Raw genomic sequence first — 22932 nt, 5'->3', positions numbered from 1 at the left:
GCCCTGTTGGCATTTATGCACGAGACATGTATGTACAAGATACTCGTTATTGAAGACAATCCTGATATTGTTGCCAATATTTACGCTTTTTTTGAGCCCAAGGGCTTTGAGCTGGACAATGCTCATAACGGGATTAGCGGTCTGACCCTAGCCTCAAACAATCGTTATGACGTTATATTATTAGATGTCATGCTACCGGGTATGGATGGCACCAAACTGTGCAAAAAGCTCAGAGAGGAGCTACATAATAAAACGCCCGTATTGATGCTGACCGCTCGCGATACTATTTCGGATAAAGTGGCAGGCTTCGATAGTGGCGCGGATGATTATCTGGTCAAACCTTTCTCATTGGTTGAATTGGAATCGCGGATAAAAGCCCTGATACGCCGCCATCAAGACAGTCACTTTGAGCACAGTATCACAGTCGGCAAGCTGTCTTTAAATACAGAAGCACACACGATTGTGCGTGAAGGTAAACCAATAAAGCTAACGCCAACTGGGTTTAAGATATTACAGACACTGATGAGCGCTGCGCCGCGAGTGGTCAATAAAAATGAATTAGAAGAAAAAGTATGGGGTGATGATATTCCAAGTAGTGATGCGCTGCGAACCCATGTGCATGGCGTACGGGCACAAGTCGATAAACCATTTGATAAAACGATGATAGTGACTGTGCCTGGAATTGGTTATCAAATTATTGATCCAGACAAAGAATAAAAGACAATAATAATATTGAGCAACTCAGCACTATTATGAATGCGCTTACTACACTTTCATTTCGTTTTGCCTACTGCTTTTCATTAAGAAGTACATACCAGGTTAGTAAATACAATGTTTAGCATCGACTCCATTGCCAATAAATTTCGAATCTCATACTTTCTATTTGCTCTATTGCTTTGCGCCACTTTCGTCAGTATTTTTATGTATGCTGAAATGAGGCTTGAGCAAGAGCTGGTCAAAGCACGCTTGATTCAACAATTGGCGCTCAGTCAAGAAAAAGAAGGTAAGCAGCCGGTTTATATTGCCAATCCCGGTATCAAAATATATGACTATGATAGTGCTCCTGATAATTTAAAAGCCATGGCAACCGATACCGTGCAAGAAACGCCTGTCACTGTGAATACTGAAGAAGGCAATATCAGGACCAACCTGCACTTTTTTCTCTATCAACAAAATAATCAAAGCTATATTCTAACCTACTTAGAAGACAGTGCAATGGTGATGAAAAGCTATCCTGTTTTAGCGATATTTGAGCAATTAGAAGACATATTTGTCAATGCATTAACAGTTGCCGTTATTTTAAGCTTACTCATTGCCGCAATATTTTCTCAGCTGTCCTCTAGGCAAATTACTAAACCTTTATTAGACCTAAAAAATGCCGTAGAAACCAATCATCAAAACCTAACCCAACTCACGCATCTGCCATCAGAGGTTGGCGTTTTGGCACGAGCCATTGATGAGAAAAACCAAAAGCTTGAACAGTACTTAAAGCGTGAGCAATTATTTACCGGCGATGTCAGCCACGAATTACGTACGCCTCTAACCATTATTATGGGCGCATCAGAAGTGCTGGCATCACAATTGGCTGACGACAGTCACTTGAGCGAATTTACCAATCGTATTAGCAATACGGCCAAAGAAACTTCTGAGATTATCACCGCCTTACTATTACTCTCTCGTGCGCCTGAAAAACTGGACACACCGCAGACGTCTATCAATAACATTGCGGTTAATGAAGCTGAGCGTTTAAAGTATTTATTACGCTACAAGTCAGTCACTTGCACCGTCGTGGCTGAACAAGAATATTTCGCCTACGTACGACCTGAGCTACTAAAAATGGCATTAGGGAACTTGATAAAAAACGCCTTTCAATACACCGATGAAGGGGAAGTTATTATCAGTATTGATGCTGAAAAAATTACCGTCACCGATACAGGTTTGGGTATTCCTGAAGCTTTAATGCCGCTGCTATATGAGAGATTTGAGCGTCTAGAGCAACAGCATAATGACACGCAGTTCGATACAGAGGTATTGTCGACTGGTTACTCTAGTTATAAGGTTGAAGGCACAGGGTTGGGTCTTAGCATCGTGCAGCGCATCATGACGCATATGGACTGGAAGCTAACCCATCAAGCCAATACTACAGGGGGCAGCACCTTTAGTATTTATTATCAATAGTTTTATGAGAAGCTTAACGCTTTCTTAATACGCCCTATTTTATACTCAGTGCTTACTGGTTCCATTTACTCTTTTTAAATGGTTCAAAATCTACCGCATACACTGATTTTAATAGACTATTAAGAATCCAATATGAACCAAGTCAACCCTATTCATATCAACAACGATCAAACAAACTCCCATTCTAAAAACCCTGAAATGCCTAATGCTTTCATTGTGGCAGATAACTTTGCCAGTCATGCAAAAGGTAAAAAAGGACTTGCTCGTATCGTTAACGCTGCAGGGTACTCCCTAGATGGATTCAAAGCGGCTTATAAGTTTGAAGCAGCGTTTAGACAAGTGCTATGGCTTAATCTCATCTTATTCACTGTCATTATATTTATGCCTTTTGGAGTCAGCATCAAGATGATGCTAGTCATAGCCTCGTTTTTATCTTTGATTGTCGAGCTCATTAATACAGGTATCGAAGCCAGTGTTGACCATACTTCAACGGCAAAGCATCCTTTAGCTAAAATAGCCAAAGATGTTGGTTCGGCGGCACAATTTTTGGCATTATTACTACTGTTTGTCTTATGGTCAATGGCACTAATGAGTGCGGTACTTTGAAATCATATTCAGCTAATTGGGTCTGGTTAAAGCTACTCTGTTTAACCATTATTGCAACACTGACATTTGAGCATAGCGCCTTAGATGTGCGTATTAGCGAGATTTTCTATGTAAACGGACATTGGCTTTTAGAAAAAGGCGCACAGCCTTATGCCCTTATATTCTACGATGGACCTAAAGCCCTGTTAATTATATTGTCGATTTATTTGCTGATTGTGTTAATCATTAGATATAAACAACCTGTCGATGCAAACCTTTCACTAAACACCTTAAAACCTAATAGACTGATGATTCCCCTATCAGCTCGGGAAATCTGTTATCTCCTGACCATTATTATCCTAGCACCTACCAGCATTGCCTTACTAAAAGGCGTCACCCATGTTAGCTGCCCCAATCATTTGACGCTGTTTGGTGGTGAGCTGCCCTATCTCAACCTTTGGCAAAATATGGTTGCTAACACGCCAGCTAAGTGTTTCCCAGCGGCTCACGCTAGCGCAGGGTTTTCTTTATATGGATTAGCATTTTTACCTACTCTGCATAAGTATCGCTATAAAATATTTGCAGCTGTCACAGTTTTAGGCTGGACAATGGGACTTTATAAAATGCTCTTTGGTGACCATTTTTTTAGCCATACTTTGGTGTCGATGTTGCTGTCATTAACCATAGCCTGTGCGCTTGCCTGCATATTTTTTAAAAGAACTACTAATTCATTAATACTTAGATAAAGATAATTTTTAAATCTCATTCAATTCAAATTAACAGATTTTGGCGACGCAAATTTTTACTCCTTATACCTTCCATTGAATACTCCCTTCAAACACTATCTTTTATGATTCAAATTTTTATTGCCCTCTAAGCTCAGCTTAAGGTTGGTTTGTTTTAATAGTTACAACACAGGCTATTTACAATAAATCCAGCCTCATCGCGATACACACGTTTATCTTAATAGCGTGTTATCGCCAGCAAACAAACTGACTATTAAGCGAGGTACAATGATGGGCCAAAACAATCATGGTGTTATATCTAAGGATGCAAGTGAAGCCTTTTTACAACTGTCTAAAACGAAGCAAGTAAGAGTTTGGGATATCCTTGTCAGAATCACCCATTGGGCAGTCGCTATTGGTGTTATTGCAAACCTATTTTTTACAGAGGACGGTAGCAACCTGCACGCATACGTTGGATATACTGTCGTAGGGTTAGTTGTCATACGTTTATTATGGGGCTTTGTAGGGACACGCTATGCCCGATTTAGCAATTTCTTTCCTACTCCTTTACGTATCAAACGCCATTTATCAGCCCTAAGCGTCCGTCGTACCGATAAACAGCATCTTGGTCATAATCCATTGGCCGCTCTTATGATGCTATCATTATGGGCTGCGATTATAGGACTTGGAATCACAGGCTATCTGATGGAATCAGGAATGATGGGTAATGAAGATTTCCTTGAAGAGGTGCATGAGTTATTCGCAAATAGCTTGTATCTATTGGTTCCTCTACACGTTATCGCGGCGATAGTCATGAGTTACTGGCAACGACAGAATCTGATTAAAGCCATGATTACTGGTAATAAAACCATAGTAGATGAACCCTCTAAATCAGAATAAGAAAAATGATGGAGCATGGCATATGGCACGTATATTACTCATAGAAGACGATAACACTATCGCCGACGGTATTATTCTGGGTTTAAAAAGTCATGGCATGATGGTCGATTGGTTCGATAATGCAAAGCAAGGTGAGCTGGCATTACAAGATAATATGTTTGATGCGGTTCTGTTAGATTTAAGCCTGCCGCAAGGCGACGGTATGACGGTATTAAAAAACTGGCGTGCCAAACAGATAGACACCCCTGTATTGATTATCACTGCTCGCGATGCCATTGCCAATCGCGTGGCCGGACTCAATGCAGGGGCTGATGACTATTTGATTAAACCTTTTGCCTTGGATGAAGTTATCGCTCGTCTCCAAGCACTGATGCGGCGAAGCCAAGGACGTAGCCAACCTGAAATTCGCTACGGTAACGTGACTTATCAGCCGCATAGCCAACAACTCTACCATCAAGGCAATCTTATTGAGCTTACGATTAAAGAGGTGGCGATACTAGAGCAAATGCTGACGCATCCTAAGCAGATTCACAGTCGGGCAAGCTTAGAGGACAAGCTCTATGGGTGGCAACAAGATATCGAAAGTAATGCCATTGAAGTACATATTCATCATTTACGCAAAAAGCTTGGTAATGACTTTATTTTAACCAAACGCGGTGTGGGCTATTATTTAAATCCTACCTATAATCATCCATAGTGATTTAAAAGCTTAAACTTAAGCTTACAATCATAAAATCCTCCATCCCCTTTTGCCCTGTGAGCCTATGAAAAGTATCCAACAACGACTACTGACGTCCTTATTGATTGGACTGCCTTTGCTTTGGTTACTCACCTCTAGCTTTATCGCTTGGCGACTGTGGCATGAAATCAATGAGATGAATGACACCCAAATCACGCAAGTCGCCCGTTACTTAATCGGGGTATCTGCTGACGAGGAACATGATGACGACAATTACAATAGTAATGATGAACACAAAGAAAAGTCACACTCTCCAAAAATATATCATCTGAAAAGTAAGCAACTATCCGGTGATCTTGGTGAGGCTGAAGATGATTACATGGGGTTTGCCATCTGGAATAAAGACGGTCGGCTACTCATGGCGGACGAAAATGGGCAGTCATTTAAATTTCTCCCCAATCAACATGGCTTTTTAGAAGACGATCATCATGCCTATCAGCGCTTAAACCCTTTTAACCATCAATGGCGCTTGTTTTATATTCACGATGAGCATTCTGATAAGCACGAAAGCCGCGTGATTGCGGTCGGTCAAAACCTTGATTCTCGCCAAAAAATGATTGTTGATACGATGTCGGTGCAGCTACTGCCTATGCTGATTGGGTTACTGGCATTCATGGGTCTCGTCGTTTTACTCATTCGCCGTGGCTTTAAACCTTTAACAGAGGTCAGCGCCGAGCTTGAACAGCGTCAGCCACAAGATGACAGCCCCATCACCGCAGATGTCCCTAAAGAGATTCAGCCTTTGGTGAACGCATTAAATGTGTTATTTGTGAAAGTAGCTGACACTTTAGCGCGTGAGCAACGCTTTACGGCTGATGCGTCACATGAGCTACGAAGTCCGCTTGCCGCCTTAAAGTTACAAGCGGATTTATTACAACAGCAATTACTGCAATTGTCAGAGATAGAAGACGATAGCCAACTGTTCTATCACACTCAAAAAATCAGTGAGGGTATTGAGCGCGCCAATCACTTGGTTGAGCAACTTTTGACGTTAGCAAAAATAGAGCCGCAGCAGCATCTGCCAGCTGAACAATTAGAAAAACCTGACTGGTTGGCTTTAACCGACGAAGTGCTTAGTGAGGTTAATCGGCTGGCACGGGAAAAACATATCCAACTCAAACGCACGGTGCTGTGTGACCATCCTACCAATATTTTACCTATTCTGGTAAACCCAACTTTATTCAAATTATTACTTCGTAACCTCTTAGAGAATGCCATTCATTACTGCCCAGAAGGCGCTTCGGTAGAATTACAGCTAGATATAAATGCTATCCGAGTGCTTGATAATGGCACTGGCGTCGCGCCTGAGCAGTTAGCAAGGCTAAGCGAACGCTTTTATCGACCAGCCGGTCAAAGCCAAATGGGCAGCGGCTTAGGTCTATCTATTGCTAATCGGATTGTCGAGCTGCATAACCTGAACTTAGCATTTGCCAATCGCCCCTCTCCAGAAACCGGCTTTATGGTCACTATCAGTAAATAAAGCCGTCTTGTCTTAAGCTTGAGTTAATCTTCACCGCGTATGCTACTTGTATTCCCTCATGATTTTATACGGAGTACAACTTATGAGCATGCCATTATTAAAACCTCTGCTATTGACTATCGGCGCTTCTTCACTGGTCTTCTTTGGTGGTGTCATTGCATTAACGACAGCATCATCAGATTCTGCTGATAGGTTATCCATGGCAAATATCACCAATCAGCTGACTGATGCAAACCCTTCTGCATCGCCTGCTGCTACCTTATTATCCCCTCAAGCGCAGACTAATTCTGTGAAACAGAACACTGCTTTTGAGCCGCTATCTGCTGCGATGCTCACAAGCGACCAAGCAATCGCCTTAGCTAGGCAGAACCTTCCTAATGCAACCCTACAAGCGACTCCAGAGCTGGTTAACTACAACGGTACTGTCGCCTATGAGGTGCACTTAGATACCAACACCACTTATATTGATGCCAGTCTCGGCTCTATCTTGAACCCTGTTAGTACCAGTGGCGCTCTTATTGATAGCGACTATTCTAATTATGATGACGACGATGACAATAAATATGAAGACCACGATAATGATGAGGCGAAACACCATAAGAAAAAGCATAAGGATAAATACGATAAAGAGAGCGAGCGTCTGATTGCTACAAGCTATAAGCATGATAACGATGAGGATGACTATGATGATTAATTCTAAAGTAGCTGCTACTACAGCCGCTCATAAAAACCTGAAAAAAGCCGATCCTATTGCGACGTTTAAAAATAGCATTCTCATCATCTCAGTCGTTGGCACCATGGCAGGTTGGCTCATATTACTCGATCAAGAAGCCGATAGCTTACCTGTCAGCACCGCTATTCCTGTCAGCACGAGCTCTCCTAATCCTAACGTCATAGCGGCTCAAACCCCAAGTAGCGTTGATATCACGCAATTAAGACAAGTGAATGAAGTAGAAAGCCCAGCGGTTGAAGCGATAGCAGTTGTCGCTCGTACCCGTTCTTCTCGATAAATAAAAATCACGGCGCTTAAAATGATGACCAATGGTGCAACTAAGGACTTCTTATGAAAGCAAACACCAACAGTAGCACGCCACAACTGCTGACCTTTATATTGCCGGCGATGGGTTGTCAGATCCAAATCAGTTTAAATATTACGCAATTAAACTTGCAGCAAACGCCAGGCAACACAGACCAAGAGATAGTCCAAGAAATAGACCAAAAATTCGCTTCAGTTAAGAGCTATGTAAAAGAAAAACTGCTGCAGTGTGAGCATATATTCAGTCGTTTTGATAATACCAGCGAGCTGATGATACTAAATAGGCATACCAATCAATGGACTGACATCAGCCTAGAATTGTTTACTGTTTTAGAAATAGCCATTGCTTTTGTGCCAAAAACCCAAGGCTTAGTCACCCCAACATTACTAAATACCCTGTGGGATATTGGCTATAAACACTCATTTGGGACCTTAGCAAAACAACCGACGCCGTCTGTGCAAACTACTCAGCCGACTTTGCAAGATACTTCTGATAGTTCTAAAAACAACATTGGCAATCAATCCATAAAAAATATCAAGCTTCGCACGTTAGCTCATGGACAGCATCAAGTATTTCTCCCGACTGGCACAGCTCTCGATTTAAATGGTTATGTCAAAGGATGGTGCGCGATGCAATTGGCTGAATACATCAGTCAACGTTCTGACTGGCAATTTCCTTGTTTAATTGATATGGGAGGCGACATAGCGATTGGTGTGCCAAATAAGCAAGAATCTACCAAGCCTATCACATGGGCCATTGCTATCGCCAAACCCTATACTGCTGATAGCCAGCAGCTTCAAGATGAAGAAAATATCGCCATTATTCATATCAGTGCTGGCGCTGTTGCAACATCAGGTCAAGACTATCGCCGTTGGTGGCATAAAGGCCATTGGCAACATCACTTGATACACCCTTATCACGCTTGCCCTGCAAAAAGTGACGTTTTAAGTGCCACTATACTTGCTGATAATACGTTGACCGCAGAGGTCTATGCCAAATACTGTGTCATCTTAGGCGCGAAAAAAGCGCTGCAATGGCTGTCCGAACAGCATATTGCCGCTGTATTAGTCGATACCAATCATAAGGTTATGGCTTCACCTGCCATTCATCCAAACTTAATTGCCATTTAATCCATAAAACATATTTAAGTCGTTTCTATTTAAGGTTTTACTATCTTAAGTTGTTACCTTGATTGGAGAATAGCCATGCATCCTGACTCTCATCCTAATTCTAGCAATCACTTTATATTTAAATTAACTAAGACAGTCTTTCAGGCGCTATGGACGGTATTCGTTTTAAGTACGGGCATAGTCGGCGGCGTTTATGCCTTTTCGTTGTGGGGTGAAAGCCTATCGCAAATCCTTATGACCACAGATAAGCACTTTTGGTATTTGTCACGTGCAAGTGGTGTGATTGCCTATGCTTTATTTTGGTTGGCCGTTGTTTTTGGTTTGTTGCTCAGTACGCGCCTCTGTCGGTATTTTAATGCGGCAAAAGTATTTGCATTACATCAATATTTAAGCTTGCTCGCAGTAGGTTTTGCTACTTTTCATGCGGTCATTCTATTGGCTGACAACTATATGAATCTGAATATTTGGCAGATATTATTACCGCTTGGGTTTCAGACTGACCGTATCGGTGTCGCATTAGGACAATTGGGATTTTGGTTTTTGTTCATCAGCGCGTTTAGCTTCTACCTTAAAAAATACATAGGTCAATCAGCATGGCGATGGTTGCATTTTTTAACCTTTTTAGCTTATATGGGCATTAGTATTCATGTGTTTATGGTGGGCTCTGATAGCCGACTGCTAGCGCTATTATTATTTTATGCCGGTAGTCAGACAGTAGTCTTTGTACTGATTGCCTATCGCTTATATGCATTAAGGCAAGTTAGCTAATCTCTGAGCAAGTTACAGGGTAAACTGTACTACAGTATCTTTGGTTTATTATTCTTGCTTAGTTATTTTTGAGGTTATTTATGTCCCTTTCTATTCATGATGAACTGCATTTAAGCAACCGTAGTCAGTGGCTCAGAGCAGCAGTGCTGGGTGCAAATGATGGATTGATTTCTACCGCCAGTTTATTGGTTGGTATTGCTGCGGCAAACGCCAATAGCCAAACCTTACTACTGACGGGGCTTGCGTCATTGACTGCAGGTGCTTTATCAATGGCGGCGGGTGAGTATATTTCCGTGTCATCACAGGCAGATACTGAAAAAGCGGACTTGGCAAAAGAGCAACATGAACTAACGCATAACTCTGAGCGCGAGCTTCTTGAGCTGACGAAAATTTATGAGCAGCGTGGACTTGATCACGATTTAGCCCATCAAGTTGCCGTGGCTTTGACTGAGCACGACGCTCTTGAAGCCCATGCGCGTGATGAGATTGGCTTAACTGACATAAGTACCGCCAAGCCGCTTCAAGCCTCCATTGCCTCTGCTTTATCATTCATAGTGGGCGCCATCGTTCCTGTTATGGGCATTCTACTATTGCCAGCAGAGACATTGGTATGGTCGTTGGCTTCGTTAACGGTGGTTGGCTTGATTTTACTTGGTGTGGTATCTGCACGCTTGGGCGGTGCCTCTATCATTCCTGCTACTGCTCGGGTAGTAATATGGGGTGTACTAGCTATGCTGGCAACTTCGTTTATCGGCGGGTTTTTTGGTGTCGCCGTTTAACCTCTGCCATCTATACTGTAACCTCTCTTATAGCGATAAGAGTGGCTCCCTAGTGAGGACTTGAACCTTAAGCTGTAGGCTAATGGTATCAATGTTTTGACTTACTGAAATAGTCACAGTGTACTTTATGGTGTACTTAGCATACATATTCTAATCGTGATTGATGCGCTATACAGGCATCACACTACTTGTTTTAGATATGAATTTAATAACTATAAAATCGACAGCACGGCTCAAGGCTATGCTTTTCCAAAAAAATTGGTATTGATAGAGTTTTATACCCCCCCCTAGTGAGCGTTACCAGTACTAGCCAAAATACAAGAACATCATACTTCTAAAGAAGATTAGAGCAGTTAGTAACAGTTGTAACCTTTCGTCAAGTTTCATAAAGCTTTGCAAAGCCATAATCCTTTATCATTTCCTTTATCGACAGAGTAAGGCTACATCAAGACATTTTGTCTGATGGTAAGCGATACATCTTAATTAATAATTCATGCTTGATAAGCATTTGGAAGGAAATGATAATGAAAAAAATAATGATGAGTTCTATTCTAGCTGCTACTGCTTGTTTTGCGATGATTGGTCAAGCAAGTGCCGCACCTGCACCGAATTTTGTAAAACATAAAGTCTCCCATGGACAGCAACATAAAGCTCCTCAGAAAGTGGTCGTTAAGAAAGCCCCTCAGAAAGTGGTCGTTAAGAAAGTAGTCGTTAAGAAAGCCCCTCAGAAAGTGGTGTATGTTCAAAACCGCCGTTAGTTGACGTAATTTTAATCGTGTTATCTGACAAAAAACAGCTCCTAATTAGGAGCTGTTTTTTGTATCGCAGGTTATGTTAATAGGAAAGTTATCATTAAATCTCTAGGTTCAGTGCTTGTGTTTGTCTTATGTCCTGATCTACTCGTTTGTGTTATTTGTACAGAAAAAACCTTGAAGAACAAGACTGCTATTATCGAAAAAATAAGCTCAGAATACCTGCTTTGCATCTAGTACGGATAGTTCAATGCCTAAGCTTCTTAAAAAATATGTATCATTCTCAGTATAGTAATAATTATTGGTGGCACACTTAATTTTGTAATGAGATGGAAAAGCATACTTTTAGTTACCTTCGATCTTGTCCATATTATTAGTCCCAATCACTTCGATATTTGGTTTGGTCGCTATGCGGCAAAAATGGTACAAGTGAATTCCGTGTCGGTTATCGCCGTATTATTAGTATTATGTATGGTATATAAGTGCCATATTATGAAGCCGCATCCCTCTTTTATCATTACAAAGCCAAACCCTCATTTACCTATTACCTATATTTAACGAGACATTATCAGACAGGTAATAAGTACGCGCTATTCAGCCACAGTCGTTACTCTTCTTTAACTTTCATAAATCTACGCAACACCATAATCCGTTATCATTTCCTTTGTCGACAGAACGAAGTTTGATCATACTGTTTGAGCGTCTTTTTCTCAAAAAAAGATGGATAATAAAAACTAAGATTCATAGCCAGTGTCAATTAAAAAGGAAATAACGATGAAAATTATTATGTTTAAAAAAATCGCCGTAGGCTCAGTATTAGCAATCTCTACCTGCCTAGCTATGGTTGGTCAGGCAAACGCGACACCGTATAACCCTACTCACTATGGAATGAATGTAAATAATGGTCCATTGTCTAAACTGAACCTAACCAAAAAACAAAAAAGCCAAATTCAAGCGATTCAAAAATCAAATCATAACAATGGTAAAAACGGTTATAAAAATAAACATGCGGCAATCTCAAAAGTACTGACCGTATCACAGCGTAATCAGTTAGAAAAAATGAGAGCTGGAAATAGAGCAAAACGTGGTCAATAAAATGGTCACAACCAAGGTAAGTATAATCAGAACCGTCATCGTTAATTAAAAAAAGACAGGTTTGGCTTAAAATATTGTTTTATCAGCATTATGATGAGCAATGGTATATATAAAGGATCGCGCTCATGAAGAATAATTTGGTTCGTATAAAATCCCAAATATTATTTAGCTTAACATTATTCATTTTAGCCATGGTGCCCGTCACCTCTACTTTTGCCATCCTGCCCATGGCATCGGAAATTTTTCAATCTGAGTCATCTTTCACTGCGTTTAATGATGAAAAAAACCTAACGGCTGATGATATTTTTTCTACCGAAAATAGTATAACAATTGAAAATCATAGGATTATTGCTTTCAGTGAGAGAGCAACATCCTCAAATTCCATTAATGAGCGTAAGCATAAATTTGACCTTAAAAAGCAGTCAAATTTTATGAAGTATGATTGAGCTTGTAGAATAGTCGCAAGCGGTAATCTCCCACGATAAATAAGAACACTTATAAAAGGTGTCCCTATCGCTGACTTGTGTTAATGCTTAAATGAAATTCCGCACACTCTTTATAATAAGTACTTTACTGTAGATACGGCTTTAAACTGTTCAGAAATTACACTGCAACTATTTAGATAACTAAATTCGTTACCATCATTAGCCTACAGCCAAAGGTTCAAGTCCTCACTAGGGTGCTGCATCTTATATCACGACAATAAGTAGAGACTTACCCCATTTGCACCTCCCTCCCAATCCTTTAAATTTATAGATAATAGATCTCTTGCAAAAGCCCCATTCTATTGATTTCTAATAACACATTCTCAAAGACTTCCGACGACTTATGCAAGAAGTTTAATAAAATATATGATTTAAATATGACACATCAATAATTAACGCAATTCATCCACGACCGCCAGCATGGCAACCAACGAGGCTTCACCTAGCTTAATTGAACGCTCTGGTGACCAGCCTGTGTCTACATCAGGTACATTATCATTATCTTTAAATGGCATCTCTAAGGTATTGGCCAGACAATCAAACCGTTCCGCTACCCAGTGGGTGGCGACGGTCATGTTCGCGGTGCCCGGTGCATCAACCTCATAGCCAAACTCAGACTGAAAATCAGCACTGGCGAGCTTTAATACGTCTGAAAACTTATCACGTAAATGTGCAAGGCGGTCGTTATAACTTGGCGTCCCTTGCGAGCCGGCTAAGAACACATAAGGCAGCGCTTCGTCACCATGTACATCATAAAATAAGTCCACACCCGTTGCTTCCATCTTATTAATCACATGGAATACTTCAGGGCTTTTCTCTAAGCTTGGATTCAACCATTCACGGTTTAAATTCGTTCCGACAGCATTAGTACGTAGATGTCCGCGCACACTGCCATCAGGGTTCATATTTGGCACAATATAGAAGTTAGCCTTTTCTAATAACAACTTAGCAGTGGCGTTATCACTATCTAATAAGCTATATAACAATCCCTCAACCAACCACTCAGCCATCGTCTCACCCGGATGCTGGCGCGCCGTAATCCAAATATTGCGTTTATTCACATCACTATTACTATCACCATCAGCAATTTTTACTAAGATTAAGTCGCGCTTATCAAGGGTATCTCCTAAATGCTCTAAACTCACTAATGGGTGCGTTTGTACGGCAGCCAATAAGTCTTGATGACGCTCATAACTGTAAGGGGCAAAATACGCAATTTGAATGGTATCGCACTCAAGCTCTGCCACTATGGTTAACGTGCCATCTTGATAAGAAGTCGGCAGACGGAACCAGTACTCCCGATCATAGGAAGCAACCGCTTGGTAATTCTCCCAGCCCTCAAGGTATGACGCCTCCCCTGCATTGACAATATTGAGCACATATTGCTCGCCAATCTCACCTGATAGACGAAAGTTAAACCACTGGAAAAACTCGTCACCAACGTCTGGACAAATCGCTAATTGGATATCTTTTTTATCTTCTAGGCTAATAACGTCAATATTACCTGCGTCAAAATTTGCAGTGATATGCATAATCTTTCCTTAATGGTTTTTTGTAAATTTAAAGACTTATGTTAAAAAAACTTATACTAAACTCAATAGGTTGTCCATCATAGTGTAACGGAGTTTATGGCACACTCGTGATCAAGTTTGGTTGCTTATTATAGCGCTTGTTTCTTTATTATTAGCTTGATTCTTGGTTTGATTCTTGGATTGCGTATAACTAGAAATTAAGAGAACACTGCCAACACACTCATTCTTTTATATCAAACACATATTAGCTTTTAGTAGACAGTTTATTTCAAAATTCGTGCGTCTTAGAGCAAAATCTGCTGCTCTACTACCAAAGATAAATAAAGGAATATATGTGACTTCAGGAAGAAGCACCAGCGTGCATAGCGCACCTATATGCATTTCACCCAAGCACTTTGCCGATTACTTATCGCCGCAGCAAGACTATTGCCTGTTTTTAGATATAGATGGTACGCTTGCAGACTTTACCTTGAATCCGAAAGACAGCTTCATTCCTACTACCACCCTAACACTTTTAGAAAAAATACAAAGTCATAGCGTCAACATCGCGATTGTCACCGGACGCAGTCTAGCTGAAGCAAGGCAAATGCTGTCTCCTATAAAACTGCCAATTGCCGCAACGCATGGATTAGAAATGGCATTTGATGGTATCAGCGCAAGTCTTACGCAGATTAACTTCGCTGAACTGACCGCTATCAAGCAGGCTATTCGTCAATCTTGTACGCCTTATGATGATTTGTTGATAGAAGATAAACCTTATTCTATTGCCCTGCATTATCGGCAAAATCCTGCGTTAGCTGATGTGGCGTACGCCATTATGTCAACCACGTCAAAAAACCACCCTGATTGGCTATTAAAACAGGGCAAGTATGTGTGGGAGATAGCGCCCAAAGCAGCCGATAAAGGCGTTGCGATTTTAATCTTATTAAAACAAATGCACACCAATGATACTCTTTGCCCTATTTTTATCGGTGATGATATAACCGATGAAGAAGGGTTTATTGCCGTACAAGATAGTAAGCGATCTGTAGAAAAAAGCCATTTAACCAAAGGTATGGGCATCAAGGTAGGAAATGAATGCCAGCAACTGACTTGCGCCCATTATTATGTCAATGATATTCATGAGGTAACAGTTTTACTTGAGGGCTTTTTAGATTTTTGTCAAAAACGCAGCACTCTACTGCCTGACCTAGCCAATATGAATGTACCGATAAATGTTCCGGCGGTCGACAAACATACGAGGCAACTGATATGAGCCGTTTAATCGTCTTATCTAACCGAGTAAAGATGCCCGATAATAATCCTATGGCAGGCGGGCTAGCAGTAGCGTTACAAGACATCTTGACGGGCAACTCAGTCATTTGGATAGGCTGGAATGGTGACATTCTTGATAGCTCTGATTTTAGTGAAATCAATACATTTAGTAACCGTAAACAAGCTGGGACAGAAGTCACTTATATGACCACTGCCCTTACCACCCGACAATATCAACGTTTTTACTGCGGCTTTGCCAATAACGTGCTCTGGCCATTATTACATGAGCAACCCGCGTTGATTGACCAGGCACCAGAGGACTATGCCGGTTATCAAGCGGTAAACCGCCTATTTGCCAACCAATTAAAGAGCATTATTCAGCCTGACGATGTGATTTGGGTGCATGATTATCATTTTTTAAGTGTGGCCTATCATTGCAGAGCTTTTGGGATAAAAAATCGTATCGGCTTTTTTTTACATATCCCGTTTGCGCCATTAATATTTTGGCAACAGCTTGCTCAAAGCTGTGAGCTGATTAAGCATCTTGCACATTATGATGTGCTTGGAACCCAAACTCAGCAAGATAAAGCCCATTGTCTTGCGGTTTTTCAGCATTACTTAAAAGATAGCCTTTTAGAAGAAAGCCGTGTCAAAGATAGCTTGATAAACAACAGTCTTTTAGATCTTTTACCACTCAACGTTTTATACTCCAAACAGCCTGTTGCTAGAGCGCATACTGCATCTAGCATACAGTTAAAACTTCATTTAGAGTTAAAACCCCAGCATGCTTTAATAATTAATGCCTATCCTATCGGCGTCAATGTCTCAAAAATCCAACAACAGGTTAGCCATTTATTCTCGCCTTTATCCTTATCATCTATTAAGCACCCTCAGAATAACGATACGGTAAAGCCTATCTCACAGCGTATTATTGCGGTAGATAGGATTGATTACTCCAAAGGTTTATTAGAGCGTTTTTCGGGCTATCGCAACTTTTTACAGCAATATCCAGCCTACCAAAATCAGCTGCAATTATTACAAATCGCCTGTCCTAGCCGTTTAGATTTACCGACTTATCAACGACTTTATGAAGAGGTTAAACAAGCAGTTCATAATGTTAATCAGCAATTTTCGCCTAATACAGATTCTTGGCAAGCTATTAATTATAGCGAAGAAATATTGAGCCATGAGACAGTGATGACGGCGTTTTACAGTAGTGATATTGGCTGGGTAAATTCGCTACAAGACGGCATGAATTTAGTTGCCAAAGAATATATTGCTGCGCAAAATCCTGATAATCCTGGGGTGCTGATGCTTTCACGTTATGCAGGAGCCGCCGAGCAGATGCAAGCCGCAGTCATTATCGATCCGCACGAGCCAAAAAGCATAATAGAGGGTTTAAAAGCTGCCTTAATAATACCACTAGGAGAGCGAAAATCTCGCTATCAGGCATTATTACAAGGATTGCAGCAAGATAATCTACATGCTTGGCAGCAAAGTTTTTTAGACGACCTATATTTAAATAACTTATATGATAGTACAAAATATCAAACAAACAACAACTCCCCAGAAGCCGTTCAAATGTCTGGCTCATAAAAATAATTAGGAGACCCTTATGCTCGCGTTCGAGGCAGAAAATCCTTTATTGTCAGACATAAAATCTGTCATAGAAAATATCATATTTACTATTAATTCAACCAACGGCAGTGTGGTTAGCACAAATATTTTCTGTATAACCGATAAGATGCGCCATGAGATCTTAAAAATATTAGTCAGCTATAGCGATAAAATCCCTCATCCTGCCAGCGGTATGAAAAGTACCAAAGGAGATAATACTCAAACTAACTCAAACACTTTGATTCGTTGGCAAATCTTAGCGTATGTGGCCAGCATAGATTTAACGATTGCCAAATGGTTTGAATCGCATTTAGACGCTTTAAGTATTTTACATGAACTGGAATATGATGAAACAGCAGCAGGATTATGGGCAGTCTGGGCAGCAGAGGGTCGTCATTTAACCTATCAAAATGGCAAAATCAGCGGTACAAAAGCATGGTGTTCAGGAGCAAATATCGTTGATTATGGCCTAATGACCTATCGCAATGAGCATGGTCAGGCGCAATTGCTCACCGTAGATATGCAGCAAGATGGGATTAGGATTGATAATAGTGCATGGCAAGCAGTCGGCATGCAGGCTACTGATACGGCAACCATATATTTCGATCAGGTAACAGCCAGTAACGTTGGCGCCCCAAATGCGTATCTAGAACGTGTGGGATTTTGGCATGGCGCGGCAGGCGTTGCTGCTTGTTGGTATGGCGCGGCAGCTTGTCTAGCCAGTTATTTAATCACCGCTTATCAGCAAAAATCAAACGATTATAAAGCGATGTATTTGGGACAAATTAGCACGGCACTGGCTGTCACTCAGCAATATTTTCATCATATTGCTGACCTAATAGATACTGAGCCAACACAAAGTCATGAGCTTGCTATCCGCCAATTAAGGTCAAACGTTGAACAATTAGCTCGCGAGGTTATAGAGGTCGTCGGGCAAGCATTGGGCGCCGCGCCCTTTTGCAATAACGCCCATTTCGCCAGATTATCAGCGGATTTGACCGTATTTATTCGCCAAAGTCATGGCGCTTTTGATTTACATAAAATCGGTGAGCTGTCTAGTATGTTAGCCCGTGAAGCCGCTAGCAAACATACTAGCAAGAAGACCAGTGACTTTATAAATAGGCAGGGAAATATATGGCAACTGTAATTCCTAGTAAGGATGAATCCATAAGAAAAGACCATCCGATTGTTGGTGATCGTATTATTGAAGGTGATGGTACCAGTTACGACGCTTGGCAAAATTGGTCAGGGCTGCAAAACATGCCACGCTTAAATGTAGCGACAAGCTTTCCGGCGCAGCAGCAGGTTTGTATTTTTGCGCCGCATCCTGACGATGAAGTATTGGGCTGCGGCGGACTGCTACAACAGCTAGCAGCTAACGGCAATCCTATCTTACTGGTTCATGTGACCAATGGCACGCAAAGCCATCCTGACTCGCAGATTTATCCTCCAAAAGCGCTTGATATTATCCGTCCGGAAGAAAGTGTTGCAGCGTTAGAGGCATTGAGTATATCTCATCAAGTGAAGGTTATTTCTATGCATTTAACCGATGGCGACGTGTTTGCTGAGCAGGCACAGTTTCACCAAAAATTAGCAGCAATTATCCAACCTGATGATATTTTGGTAACGCCGTTTGTACATGATGGGCATCCTGACCATGAGGCAACGGGGCAAGTGGTCGCTGCATTTGCTAAGCAGCAGCATTTAGCCTGTTATCAAGTTTTAATTTGGGCATGGCATTGGGCAAAGCCTGCTGATATCCGTATTCCTTGGCACTGTGCTCACAGAGTAGACTTAAGCCCTGAGCAGTTACAGCGTAAATCCCAAGCCATTGCTTGCTTTACCAGTCAGATTACCGTTGATGAAAGTACGGGCAATCCGCCCATTTTATCAGCTCAAACTATTGCCAGAATTAGCCAACCATGGGAGGTTTATTTATATGAGCCAACACCCTAAAGTTACGCTGGAAATAGATTTTACAAACCGTCCAATGGTTTGTAAAAATGAGACGGCTGACCGCTCCCATATTGATACGCAAGATACCAACTATGCAGAAAGCTATTTTGATACTTTATACAATGATAACAGCGACCCATGGCAGTATCAGACCCGCTGGTACGAAAAGCGTAAACGCGATATGTGTCTAGCGGTATTACCAAAAACACAATATAACAATGCCGTTGAATTAGGCTGCGGTAATGGCGTATTTAGTGCGTTACTTTCGTCTCGTTGTCAGGCTTTGATAAGCATTGATGGTAATACGCAGGCTGTGCAGCTTGCCAAACAACGCTTGACAGAGTCCTCTCATGTCAGCGTGATACAAGGGGTAATTCCTGATGCATTACCGACTACTAAACCAACTTTTGATTTAATCGTTATTAGTGAAATTTTATATTATTTATCACCTAATGATATTAATACGGTTATCACTTGGATTAAACAAAATCTTGCTGTGGGTGGCACCTTATTATGCTGTCATTGGCGCTATGCCATTGATGGCTTTACGATGACCGGTGAAACGGTACATCAGCGTCTCAACCAAGCTTTTGACAAAGTAAGTAATGAGCTAGAACCTAAGCAGGGACAGAAAGTCGATACTAAAAATTCAGCCTTTACTCATCAAAGTGAAATTATCGATAGCGATTTTTTATTAGACGTTTGGCAGTACTCGCCCAAATCAGTCGCTATGCAAGAAAACTTGGTATAAGAGGATATGGCAATCAGCAAAACAAGGCAGATATATGGATGATATAAAAATTGGCATTGTCATTCCTGCTCATAATGAAGCAATGACTATTACTAAGTGCTTAGCATCAGTACAAGCAGCCATTGAGCAGCTGCCTTCCACTATTACAGCGTCTGTACTTGTCGTGCTTGATAGCTGTCGCGATGATACGCTTGAATTGGTAGAGAGCGTTGACGTGGATTATCTATGCTGTGACTATCAATGTGTGGGACAAGTACGGGATTTAGGCATTCGGCATGCTATCGCCTCTGGCGCAACATGGCTTGCCTGTACAGACGCTGATTCAGTCGTTACCCCAGATTGGCTGATACAGCAAATCGCCCATGTCAAAGACCAACCTACTGATATGATATGCGGCGTCGTGAGCATTGATAGTTGGGCGCATTTGACGCTGCAGACGCGCGAGGATTATATGGCTCATTATCAAGATAGGATGGGACATCACCATATTCATGGGGCAAATTTAAGTTTTAGCGCTGAGGCTTATCTTGCAGTTGATGGTTTTGCGCCATTAGAGTGTCACGAAGATGCTGATTTGGTAAAAAGGTTTGAGAGTAAAGGCTATGCCATCACTTGGAGCAATCGTGTTCGGGTTATTACTAGCAGCCGTTTGCAAGCTCGAACAGCAAAAGGTTTTGCGGCGTTTTTAGCCAATTTAGAAACTAATAACTGACAGTGTTTTTAAAAAAATCCTGCTAACGGCTACGAGTTTAGCAGTTAGCCTATAGGAGCAGATCGAATATGAGTGGCTGGGAAAACGGCACTAAATGTCGAGCCTTTGCCTTCTGACGATTCAATTTGTAAGGTCGTATCATATTGATATAACACATGCTTTACAATTGCCAGCCCTAGCCCTGTGCCACCTGTTGCACGACTGCGCCCGCTATCTACCCGATAAAAACGTTCGGTCAATCGTGCAACATGCTCCGGCGCAATTCCAATACCATCATCGGTGACGGCAAACCGACAACCTTCTGCAGTTTTTGCCCAACTAATGACAATATTACCTGCTTTTGGCGTATATTTAATAGCATTAATCACCAAATTGGATAACGCACTGTTTAAATACATCTCCGAGCCGTAGAGACCATCATAGGTATCTATCTGTAAATGCAGCGTATGGCCATATCCTTGGTTGTAAGCCTGTGCGTCATCATAGACATGCGTGAGCAGCTTGGTCATATCAATATAGTGCAGCTCATGCGTCTCTTCAATTTCAATCCGAGACAGCAGCAGCAAGTCATTAACCACTCTATTCATGCGCGCGGTCTGCTGCGTCATTAATTCAAACCCACGTCGCCATTGCCGCGGCATATCTTCCTGATCTGAGAAATTCTCCAGATAGCCCATTAATACGGTCAACGGGGTTCGTAACTCATGAGAGACATTTGCCACAAAGTCGCGGCGCATTTGCTCTAAGTGTTGTAAGCGGGTCACATCATAAATAATCAGCAGCTTCTCATCGCCAAAAGGCGTGAGCTCACATTTGAGGTAACGGTTAGGATCTTGCCATGATTTCATATGCACACCTTCATTGGGTGTAACCTTGTTCTCATAGTACTGGCGAAATTCAGGGACGTTAATAAAGTCAAAAACATTTTTGCCATGATCCGCTGACTGCAACAATAATAAATCTTCGGCGGCCTGATTCCACCACTCCAAACCATCATCGTCATTTAGCAAGACAACTGCATCTCGCAGTGCGCGTAAGGCACTTCTGATTTTTTTAAGCTGATCGGTGGAGTATTGCTCGATGTCTTGTTGCTCAATGTCCTTAGGCGTTATCATGTCTTTCTCTCTTCTTTATTACCAGTATAATGCTTAGCAATTATCACTCTTAGCTCTTATGGTTCTTAGTTCTTATAGTTGTAAATATTTATGATTCTTAGCACTGATTGTTCTTAGCGCTGTTTCGCTGCATTGTGAATAATGGGCTATTTTCCAAAATCGATAGCATTATTCGACCAGACTAGAAAAACGATAGCCTGTACCGCGAACTGTTTGAATCAAGGCACTGCAATCATAAGGCTGTAGTAATTTGCGTAAACGCCGGATATGCACATCAATCGTGCGATCTTCGATATAGACATTACCGCCCCAGACCTGATCTAGCAGCTGGGTACGCGTATAAGCACGTTCTGGATGACTCATAAAAAACGCCAACAATCGATATTCTGTCGGACCAATATCAATGACTTGATTATCAGCAGTGATGCGTTGGCTTTTAGGATCGAGACTAAGCTTGCCTATTTCAATTGGCTTATCGCTACTGAGTGCACGACTACGACGCAACACGGCTTTGATTCTGGAGATTAATTCACGCGTTGAAAAGGGTTTGGTCATATAGTCATCAGCGCCCGCATCAAGCCCATGAACCTTACTGTCCTCTTCACTCTTGGCCGTCAGCATAATGACCGGTATCTCAGCCAGCATCTCATCGCTTTTGAGCATGCGGCAAAAATCAATACCGCTTTTATCACCTGGTAACATCCAATCTAGCAAAATTAAAGCAGGTCTGTGGTCAACCACTTGCTGATGCGCCTCTGCGACGTCAGCCGCTTGTAAACTCTCAAAGCCCGCCATCTCTAGCGTCATTACCACCATCTCACGAATTGCAGGTTCATCTTCGACAATCAAAATCTGCTCATTGCGCATACTATCGCCTCATTATTGAAAGACAAAAAATTAGAAAATAAAAATACTAAGCACTTATCAACGCCTGCCCATTAAACGGCTTAATTATGACAGTTTGATGACACGGTGATTTGATACTTTAAATGCTATGCCTTAACACTGCGCCTCAAGCACTGTACTTTAAATATTCCACTTCAAACAGGGCTTTTTAATCATTGCACTTTAAAAATGTCACTTTAAAGACTTAGCCTTAAACACTTACGCCCTAGAAAAACCAACGGCTCATCATAACGAATTTTGCTCTAGATATCAGCTGCAATCCGCTTAAATGACCGCTCTATTAGGCTGTTTCTTTAATTGACCGACTTTTTTCATAAAAATGTCTTATTTCATCAAACTGTCATATTTGCTCGGCACAATATGCTCATTGACCACCGAGCGTCTTTGCAGCAAAACGTTGCTAACCAAACATCGTTAGCAATACATTACTAAAAAC

Annotated in this window: 25 protein-coding genes; 22 read left to right on the top strand and 3 right to left on the bottom strand. The window is 41.5% G+C overall.

All coding sequences use genetic code 11. The features are described from left to right. Positions 1 to 30 precede the first annotated feature (30 nt). The 16 genes from FHS24_RS01440 to FHS24_RS01365 all read left to right on the top strand — a co-directional run bounded on the left by FHS24_RS01440 (position 31) and on the right by FHS24_RS01365 (position 12614). Positions 31 to 717, top strand: coding sequence for a response regulator transcription factor (locus tag FHS24_RS01440; RefSeq protein ID WP_183618101.1), 687 nt, complete (start codon positions 31 to 33; stop codon positions 715 to 717). A 204-nt stretch (positions 718 to 921) separates the two neighbouring features. Beyond that, complete coding sequence (locus FHS24_RS01435) at positions 922 to 2178, top strand: sensor histidine kinase (RefSeq protein ID WP_320158073.1); 1257 nt, start codon at positions 922 to 924, stop codon at positions 2176 to 2178. Between the two features lie 198 nt (positions 2179 to 2376). Further along, positions 2377 to 2784 (top strand): diacylglycerol kinase, encoded by a 408-nt coding sequence (locus FHS24_RS01430; RefSeq protein WP_183619093.1) that lies wholly within the window; start codon positions 2377 to 2379, stop codon positions 2782 to 2784. Beyond that, positions 2781 to 3509 (top strand): PAP2 family lipid A phosphatase, encoded by a 729-nt coding sequence (locus FHS24_RS01425; RefSeq protein WP_227671771.1) that lies wholly within the window; start codon positions 2781 to 2783, stop codon positions 3507 to 3509. The genes FHS24_RS01430 and FHS24_RS01425 overlap by 4 nt, the downstream gene beginning before the upstream one ends. Positions 3510 to 3779: 270 nt before the next feature. Beyond that, entirely contained in the window at positions 3780 to 4388 is a 609-nt protein-coding gene (locus FHS24_RS01420) for a cytochrome b/b6 domain-containing protein (RefSeq protein WP_183618095.1), read from the top strand. 22 nt (positions 4389 to 4410) lie between these two features. Continuing rightward, positions 4411 to 5085, top strand: coding sequence for a response regulator (locus FHS24_RS01415; RefSeq protein ID WP_183618093.1), 675 nt, complete (start codon positions 4411 to 4413; stop codon positions 5083 to 5085). Between the two features lie 67 nt (positions 5086 to 5152). Next, positions 5153 to 6607 carry an ATP-binding protein gene (locus tag FHS24_RS01410; protein WP_183618091.1) on the top strand — a complete coding sequence of 485 codons (1455 nt, stop codon included), beginning with the start codon at positions 5153 to 5155 and terminating at the stop codon, positions 6605 to 6607. 82 nt (positions 6608 to 6689) lie between these two features. Further along, a complete protein-coding gene (locus FHS24_RS01405; RefSeq protein WP_183618089.1) occupies positions 6690 to 7301 on the top strand; it encodes a hypothetical protein in 612 nt (203 codons plus the stop codon). Further along, positions 7291 to 7617: a hypothetical protein gene (locus FHS24_RS01400; RefSeq protein ID WP_227671770.1), complete on the top strand. Its 327-nt coding sequence runs from the start codon at positions 7291 to 7293 to the stop codon at positions 7615 to 7617. Before FHS24_RS01405 ends, FHS24_RS01400 begins: the two co-directional genes overlap by 11 nt. A gap of 53 nt (positions 7618 to 7670) precedes the next feature. Next, a complete protein-coding gene (locus FHS24_RS01395) occupies positions 7671 to 8774 on the top strand; it encodes an FAD:protein FMN transferase (protein ID WP_183618087.1) in 1104 nt (367 codons plus the stop codon). Positions 8775 to 8849: 75 nt separating this feature from the next. Continuing rightward, on the top strand, positions 8850 to 9542 hold the full coding sequence (locus FHS24_RS01390; protein WP_183618085.1) for a ferric reductase-like protein: 693 nt from the start codon (positions 8850 to 8852) through the stop codon (positions 9540 to 9542). Positions 9543 to 9622: 80 nt separating this feature from the next. Continuing rightward, a complete protein-coding gene (locus tag FHS24_RS01385) occupies positions 9623 to 10321 on the top strand; it encodes a VIT1/CCC1 transporter family protein (protein ID WP_183618083.1) in 699 nt (232 codons plus the stop codon). Positions 10322 to 10845: 524 nt separating this feature from the next. Next, the gene (locus FHS24_RS01380; RefSeq protein WP_183618081.1) at positions 10846 to 11079 is read left to right on the top strand and encodes a hypothetical protein; all 234 of its coding nucleotides are present in this window, start codon (positions 10846 to 10848) and stop codon (positions 11077 to 11079) included. Between the two features lie 318 nt (positions 11080 to 11397). Continuing rightward, the gene (locus FHS24_RS01375) at positions 11398 to 11631 is read left to right on the top strand and encodes an ArsB/NhaD family transporter (RefSeq protein ID WP_183618079.1); all 234 of its coding nucleotides are present in this window, start codon (positions 11398 to 11400) and stop codon (positions 11629 to 11631) included. 216 nt (positions 11632 to 11847) lie between these two features. Further along, the gene (locus tag FHS24_RS01370) at positions 11848 to 12168 is read left to right on the top strand and encodes a hypothetical protein (protein WP_183618077.1); all 321 of its coding nucleotides are present in this window, start codon (positions 11848 to 11850) and stop codon (positions 12166 to 12168) included. Between the two features lie 125 nt (positions 12169 to 12293). Beyond that, complete coding sequence (locus FHS24_RS01365; protein WP_183618075.1) at positions 12294 to 12614, top strand: hypothetical protein; 321 nt, start codon at positions 12294 to 12296, stop codon at positions 12612 to 12614. A 431-nt stretch (positions 12615 to 13045) separates the two neighbouring features. On the opposite strand, the gene FHS24_RS01360 is transcribed toward FHS24_RS01365, so the two are convergent. Next, the gene (locus tag FHS24_RS01360; RefSeq protein WP_183618073.1) at positions 13046 to 14185 is read right to left on the bottom strand and encodes a M14 family metallopeptidase; all 1140 of its coding nucleotides are present in this window, start codon (positions 14183 to 14185) and stop codon (positions 13046 to 13048) included. Between the two features lie 334 nt (positions 14186 to 14519). On the opposite strand from FHS24_RS01360, the gene otsB reads away from it, so the two are divergent. Genes otsB through FHS24_RS01330 form a run of 6 tightly spaced genes read left to right on the top strand, consistent with a single transcriptional unit; the run spans position 14520 to position 20475 of the window. Next, on the top strand, positions 14520 to 15440 hold the full coding sequence (gene otsB / locus FHS24_RS01355) for a trehalose-phosphatase (protein WP_183618071.1): 921 nt from the start codon (positions 14520 to 14522) through the stop codon (positions 15438 to 15440). Further along, the gene (locus tag FHS24_RS01350) at positions 15437 to 17035 is read left to right on the top strand and encodes an alpha,alpha-trehalose-phosphate synthase (UDP-forming) (RefSeq protein ID WP_183618069.1); all 1599 of its coding nucleotides are present in this window, start codon (positions 15437 to 15439) and stop codon (positions 17033 to 17035) included. The genes otsB and FHS24_RS01350 overlap by 4 nt, the downstream gene beginning before the upstream one ends. A 19-nt stretch (positions 17036 to 17054) precedes the next feature. Next, positions 17055 to 18203 (top strand): acyl-CoA dehydrogenase family protein, encoded by a 1149-nt coding sequence (locus FHS24_RS01345; protein WP_227671769.1) that lies wholly within the window; start codon positions 17055 to 17057, stop codon positions 18201 to 18203. After that, positions 18191 to 19012: a PIG-L deacetylase family protein gene (locus tag FHS24_RS01340; protein ID WP_183618067.1), complete on the top strand. Its 822-nt coding sequence runs from the start codon at positions 18191 to 18193 to the stop codon at positions 19010 to 19012. Before FHS24_RS01345 ends, FHS24_RS01340 begins: the two co-directional genes overlap by 13 nt. Positions 19013 to 19046: 34 nt before the next feature. Further along, the gene (locus FHS24_RS01335; RefSeq protein WP_183619089.1) at positions 19047 to 19763 is read left to right on the top strand and encodes a class I SAM-dependent DNA methyltransferase; all 717 of its coding nucleotides are present in this window, start codon (positions 19047 to 19049) and stop codon (positions 19761 to 19763) included. A 43-nt stretch (positions 19764 to 19806) separates the two neighbouring features. After that, entirely contained in the window at positions 19807 to 20475 is a 669-nt protein-coding gene (locus FHS24_RS01330) for a glycosyltransferase family 2 protein (RefSeq protein ID WP_183619087.1), read from the top strand. A 44-nt stretch (positions 20476 to 20519) separates the two neighbouring features. On the opposite strand, the gene phoR is transcribed toward FHS24_RS01330, so the two are convergent. Continuing rightward, positions 20520 to 21590, bottom strand: coding sequence for a phosphate regulon sensor histidine kinase PhoR (gene phoR / locus FHS24_RS01325; protein ID WP_221184996.1), 1071 nt, complete (start codon positions 21588 to 21590; stop codon positions 20520 to 20522). Between the two features lie 168 nt (positions 21591 to 21758). Next, positions 21759 to 22457: a phosphate regulon transcriptional regulator PhoB gene (phoB, locus tag FHS24_RS01320; protein ID WP_183618065.1), complete on the bottom strand. Its 699-nt coding sequence runs from the start codon at positions 22455 to 22457 to the stop codon at positions 21759 to 21761. Positions 22458 to 22932 lie beyond the last annotated feature (475 nt).

This window comes from Psychrobacter luti, from assembly GCF_014192115.1.
Lineage (GTDB): Bacteria > Pseudomonadota > Gammaproteobacteria > Pseudomonadales > Moraxellaceae > Psychrobacter > Psychrobacter luti.
This window is presented reverse-complemented; position numbering and strand designations above follow the sequence as displayed.

Excerpts from the sequence above, each read along its gene's own strand:
- FHS24_RS01440 (WP_183618101.1), top strand. The coding sequence starts at position 31 with ATGTACAAGATACTCGTTATTGAAGACAATCCTGATATTGTTGCCAAT.
- FHS24_RS01435 (WP_320158073.1), top strand. The coding sequence starts at position 922 with ATGTATGCTGAAATGAGGCTTGAGCAAGAGCTGGTCAAAGCACGCTTG.
- FHS24_RS01430 (WP_183619093.1), top strand. The coding sequence starts at position 2,377 with ATGCCTAATGCTTTCATTGTGGCAGATAACTTTGCCAGTCATGCAAAA.
- FHS24_RS01420 (WP_183618095.1), top strand. The coding sequence starts at position 3,780 with ATGGGCCAAAACAATCATGGTGTTATATCTAAGGATGCAAGTGAAGCC.
- FHS24_RS01415 (WP_183618093.1), top strand. The coding sequence starts at position 4,411 with ATGGCACGTATATTACTCATAGAAGACGATAACACTATCGCCGACGGT.
- FHS24_RS01410 (WP_183618091.1), top strand. The coding sequence starts at position 5,153 with ATGAAAAGTATCCAACAACGACTACTGACGTCCTTATTGATTGGACTG.
- FHS24_RS01405 (WP_183618089.1), top strand. The coding sequence starts at position 6,690 with ATGAGCATGCCATTATTAAAACCTCTGCTATTGACTATCGGCGCTTCT.
- FHS24_RS01400 (WP_227671770.1), top strand. The coding sequence starts at position 7,291 with ATGATGATTAATTCTAAAGTAGCTGCTACTACAGCCGCTCATAAAAAC.
- FHS24_RS01395 (WP_183618087.1), top strand. The coding sequence starts at position 7,671 with ATGAAAGCAAACACCAACAGTAGCACGCCACAACTGCTGACCTTTATA.
- FHS24_RS01390 (WP_183618085.1), top strand. The coding sequence starts at position 8,850 with ATGCATCCTGACTCTCATCCTAATTCTAGCAATCACTTTATATTTAAA.
- FHS24_RS01385 (WP_183618083.1), top strand. The coding sequence starts at position 9,623 with ATGTCCCTTTCTATTCATGATGAACTGCATTTAAGCAACCGTAGTCAG.
- FHS24_RS01380 (WP_183618081.1), top strand. The coding sequence starts at position 10,846 with ATGAAAAAAATAATGATGAGTTCTATTCTAGCTGCTACTGCTTGTTTT.
- FHS24_RS01375 (WP_183618079.1), top strand. The coding sequence starts at position 11,398 with ATGAGATGGAAAAGCATACTTTTAGTTACCTTCGATCTTGTCCATATT.
- FHS24_RS01370 (WP_183618077.1), top strand. The coding sequence starts at position 11,848 with ATGAAAATTATTATGTTTAAAAAAATCGCCGTAGGCTCAGTATTAGCA.
- FHS24_RS01365 (WP_183618075.1), top strand. The coding sequence starts at position 12,294 with ATGAAGAATAATTTGGTTCGTATAAAATCCCAAATATTATTTAGCTTA.
- FHS24_RS01360 (WP_183618073.1), bottom strand. The coding sequence starts at position 14,185 with ATGCATATCACTGCAAATTTTGACGCAGGTAATATTGACGTTATTAGC.
- FHS24_RS01350 (WP_183618069.1), top strand. The coding sequence starts at position 15,437 with ATGAGCCGTTTAATCGTCTTATCTAACCGAGTAAAGATGCCCGATAAT.
- FHS24_RS01345 (WP_227671769.1), top strand. The coding sequence starts at position 17,055 with ATGCTCGCGTTCGAGGCAGAAAATCCTTTATTGTCAGACATAAAATCT.
- FHS24_RS01340 (WP_183618067.1), top strand. The coding sequence starts at position 18,191 with ATGGCAACTGTAATTCCTAGTAAGGATGAATCCATAAGAAAAGACCAT.
- FHS24_RS01335 (WP_183619089.1), top strand. The coding sequence starts at position 19,047 with ATGGTTTGTAAAAATGAGACGGCTGACCGCTCCCATATTGATACGCAA.
- phoR (WP_221184996.1), bottom strand. The coding sequence starts at position 21,590 with ATGATAACGCCTAAGGACATTGAGCAACAAGACATCGAGCAATACTCC.
- phoB (WP_183618065.1), bottom strand. The coding sequence starts at position 22,457 with ATGCGCAATGAGCAGATTTTGATTGTCGAAGATGAACCTGCAATTCGT.